This window comes from Methanoregula sp. (genome assembly GCF_002835825.1).
Lineage (GTDB): Archaea > Halobacteriota > Methanomicrobia > Methanomicrobiales > Methanospirillaceae > Methanoregula.
On sequence record NZ_PIZH01000273.1, the window covers coordinates 1 to 2,980 of the forward strand.

Annotated in this window: 3 protein-coding genes; all 3 read left to right on the forward strand. The window is 56.2% G+C overall.

Annotated features, from left to right (window positions below):
* A partial coding sequence (locus tag CW742_RS09655; protein WP_292419714.1) for a pirin-like C-terminal cupin domain-containing protein occupies positions 1–405 on the forward strand: 405 nt, incomplete at its 5' end.
* A 136-nt stretch (positions 406–541) separates the two neighbouring features.
* Positions 542–1,570: a DNA double-strand break repair nuclease NurA gene (locus tag CW742_RS09660; RefSeq protein WP_292419717.1), complete on the forward strand. Its 1,029-nt coding sequence runs from the start codon at positions 542–544 to the stop codon at positions 1,568–1,570.
* Positions 1,548–2,980 (forward strand): ATP-binding protein (locus tag CW742_RS09665; RefSeq protein WP_292419719.1); only part of this gene is annotated, 1,433 nt, incomplete at its 3' end. The genes CW742_RS09660 and CW742_RS09665, both read left to right, overlap by 23 nt.

The following is a 2,980-nucleotide window of genomic DNA, read 5'->3' on the forward strand; positions in this document are numbered from 1 at the left end:
GAGGTACGGGTTGTCTGCTGGTCCATCGGAGGAGTGACCGGCCCGGTCCGGGACCTGGTGGCGGATCCCGAGTACCTCGACGTGACGCTGGGGCCTAAGATGCGGTTTTCCCACCCGGTGAAACCAGGATACCTGGCAGCAGCATACGTTTTTTTTGGGTCGGGTGCATTCGACTCATCGAGCGGAGAAACACCGGGGAACCGTACGATGATCCGGTATGATTATGACGGAGACAAAATCGATGTCCGGGCGGGGGAAGAAGGCGTGAGATTTCTGTTCTTTGCCGGAAAGCCCCTCCGCGAGCCCATAGCCTGGGGCGGCCCGATCGTCATGAACACGCAGGAGGAACTGCGGCAGGCGTTTGACGAATACGAGAACGGGACGTTCATCCGGAAATCGTCCTGAAATTTTCCTCCCCCGCTTTTTCCCGCAGGACCCGGTGACGGATCAGTTTCACACCATCCCCCACCCTCTTATATCCCATCACATGCCACAATAGAAATTAGGAAATTGTGGGCAATGCGTGATGCGAGGAGATGCGATGACCGTAAAAAAAACCTATGAAGAATCCATCACCCTCATCATCGAACGGATCTCGCACCAGATGCCCTATGATCTTGTGGAACAATTCCGGGAGTTCAGCCAGCTCACGAAGGCGGACATCCACCCCATACAAGGCAATTCCGCCGGGATTGTCAGTGCAATCGACGGGTCCAATGCCATCATTGCCGAGTCGGGAAGTTTTGCCCTTGCCGCGATCCGTGCAGGCCACACAGATTTTTTTTTGGAGGAGCGCCATGCCCGGGCCATCACACCCATCACGGTCGTCTCGGTTGGACCGGAAGAGGAGAGCGAGGACTTCAAGGTTCTCATGAGCGACTGCTTCGGGAGATTTCCCGAAACCGGCCTGGTAAACAATGATGCGGAACGGGTTTCGGCAATTCTCCGTGACACCCTTGAATACTGGATCGCACTCACGCAGGCAAAAACCCTGCCGGAAGGATCGCTCCTCCTCCTTGACGGGGCATTGCGGGTCACCGACCAGAACCACGACTCCGTCCTGCAGGAGATCATCCGGACTTCACAGGACCGGGGCGTACTCCTTGCAGCGATCACCAAACGGACGAAGGCAACGTGGGGCGGAGGCCATCCTCTCCTGCCCTCGGTTGCGGGATTTGTCCGGAACGCCGGAATTACCGGCCCGTGGTGGATGAGGATCGATGAGCACCTGCTCGACAGCGCCGTGTACAAGCGGGGGCGGCAGGGAGACCTCTATGTTGCATCGGTACATCCGACGAAACATTTCCCCCTCAAGCTCGAACTCCCCAAAGGAACCGATAAACAAACGGTTGAAATGATCATGAGCTCAATAGTTGCTTGTTCGGATGACGGGCGGATCCCCGGCTATCCTTACCCGCTCCTGGATGCCCACAGGACCGTGGTGATCGACCAGACGCTGACAGAACAGATCCGGCAGGACATGATGAGAGGCTTTTCATCGCAGGGAATGAACAGGGAGATCTTCGATCTCTTATTCGGTGATATCCATGATGACTTTAAACGATATTGATACTGAAGACACTACAAAATTCCGGCTGATCGGAAAGAGCGTCCTGTCGTATCGGTTCATCGTACCCCATGATGCACACCTCTTTGTCGGGGACATCGTCAAAATTCAGGATAAAAAAAAGCAGTTCGTCTTCTTTGCCAAGGTCATCGACCTCTTCCACGAGAGCAACTTTGCCGACAAAAACTGGGACACCCGGCCCTTCTCCGAGCATTTCTACGGGCTTGGCGAAGATGTCTTCATTGGCGTGGAAGCCGTGCCGCTCGGGTTCATTGACGGGACAGGAAAATTCCGGAAGCCCCGGACAATCCCGATAAAGTTCTCTGAAGTCACCGTGCCGGAAGCAGAGGACTTCACATTCCTCAAGGAAGTCATGGGAGATATCGAGGTCGGGGTCATGCGGACCGGCCAGGGCGTGTTAAAAGACGTCCCGGTCAAGATCCACAGCAAGGTCCTCCCCCAGCATATGGGCGTGTTTGCGACAACCGGCATGGGCAAGTCCAATTTCATGAAGACCTTCTGCGCCTCGTGCATGAAACAGCAGCAGTTCGGCCTTCTCGTGGTTGACCCCCATGGGGAATATGTCCGGGGTGGCCTGTCCAGCACGGGAAAGAAGACACTCGGCCTCCTCCATTACACGGAGGGAAAGGATGGGCTTTCGGTCTTCACCATCAGCGAGCCGGACCGGAAGAAATACGGGCTTTCCAGCCTCTGGCTCGATTACGATGATTTCCGGATGACCGACCTTGGCCTGCTGTACGACCTCTCGCAGGCACAGCGGGACGTCATCGAGTCACTGGAAGAACTCAAAGGAAGCGAGGTCATCCCGTTCTTCCTTGCAGCAAACGTGGAGACACTTCCCGATGAAGTGAAACAGAACCGGTATACCGGCCCGTTTCCGGATATTGCGGGCAAGCTCGGGTCGTTCCACCCCGGGACCCTGCAGGTCATCCAGCGCCGGATAAAAAATATCGTTTCAGGCAACCGGAAGTTCTTCCGCGAATCCGGTTCGTGCATCCCGGAGATCCTCCGGTTTCTCCATGACGACAAGGTCGTCTTAATCGACATCCCCCGCATGGGTGAACGGAGTGAACTCTTCGTCCTCTCGATGATCACAAGACGGATTATGCAGGCGCACCGGAAATCCGCAGAGGAGTTCGGCACGGAATCCGAACCCGCCGAGCAGAAAAAAGTCCTTATCACGATCGAGGAAGCCCAGCGGGTGCTCGGGTCCGGCGGCTCATCAACCCAGATCTTCCGCGAGTGCGCCATGGAAGGGAGAAAGTTTGGCGTGGGCCTCTGTGTCATCACCCAGCAGCCCAGGAACGTTGACGCAAAAGTGCTTGCCCAGATCAACACGTTTGTCGTGATGGGCCTCGGTGACCGGGGCGACCGCGAGATCATCATGGGCAG

What these genes read in the sequence shown, in the direction of transcription:
- CW742_RS09660 (WP_292419717.1), top strand. Translation starts at nt 542, where the DNA reads ATGACCGTAAAAAAAACCTATGAAGAATCCATCACCCTCATCATCGAA.